At 71.7% G+C, this 1,019-nt stretch carries 1 protein-coding gene; it reads left to right on the forward strand.

Features of this window, described 5'->3' with window-relative positions; all coding sequences use genetic code 11:
- A partial coding sequence (locus tag PKE99_RS37760) for an S-(hydroxymethyl)mycothiol dehydrogenase (protein WP_271215057.1) occupies positions 1 to 1,019 on the forward strand: 1,019 nt, incomplete at both ends.

Below are 1,019 nucleotides of genomic sequence, written 5' to 3' on the forward strand. Positions count from 1 at the left end.
CCGGTCTCCGTCGAGACGATCGTGGTCCCGGACCCCGGTCCCGGCGAGGCGGTCGTGAAGATCCAGGCGTGCGGGGTCTGCCACACCGACCTGCACTACCGGGAGGGCGGGATCAACGACGAGTTCCCGTTCCTGCTCGGCCACGAGGCCGCCGGGATCGTGGAGTCCGTCGGCGAGGGCGTCACCGACGTCGCCCCGGGTGACTTCGTGATCCTCAACTGGCGGGCGGTGTGTGGGCAGTGCCGGGCCTGTAAGAAGGGCAAGCCCTGGTACTGCTTCAACACCCACAACGCCACGCAGAAGATGACCCTGACCTCCGGCCAGGAGCTCTCCCCGGCCCTGGGCATCGGCGCGTTCGTGGAGAAGACCCTGGTCGCGGCCGGGCAGTGCACCAAGGTCAACCCGGCCGTGACCCCGCAGGTCGCCGGGCTGCTCGGCTGCGGGGTGATGGCCGGCATCGGCGCCGCGATCAACACCGGCGGCATCGGCCGCGGCGACTCGATCGCGGTCATCGGCTGCGGCGGCGTCGGCGACGCGGCGATCGCCGGGGCCACCCTGGCCGGCGCCACCACGATCATCGCCGTGGACACCGACGACCGGAAGCTGGAGTGGGCCCGCGGCTTCGGCGCCACCCACACCGTCAACGCCCGCGAGACCGACGCGGTCGAGGCGATCCAGGCCGCCACCGACGGGTTCGGCGCCGACGTCGTCGTGGATGCGGTCGGCCGCCCGGAGACCTGGAAGCAGGCCTTCCTCGCCCGCGACCTGGCCGGCACCGTCGTGCTCGTCGGGGTGCCGACCCCGGACCTGAAGGCCCCCGAGCTGCCGCTGATCGAGTACTTCGGCCGCGGCGGCGCGCTCAAGTCCTCCTGGTACGGCGACTGCCTGCCCTCCCGGGACTTCCCCTACCTGGTCGACCTGCACCTGCAGGGCCGGCTGCCGCTGGAGAAGTTCGTCTCCGAGGAGATCGGCCTCGACGACATCGAGACCGCCTTCGAGAAGATGCACCACGGCGACGT

Source organism: Pseudonocardia halophobica (genome assembly GCF_027922425.1).
Taxonomy (GTDB): Bacteria; Actinomycetota; Actinomycetes; order Mycobacteriales; family Pseudonocardiaceae; genus Pseudonocardia; species Pseudonocardia halophobica.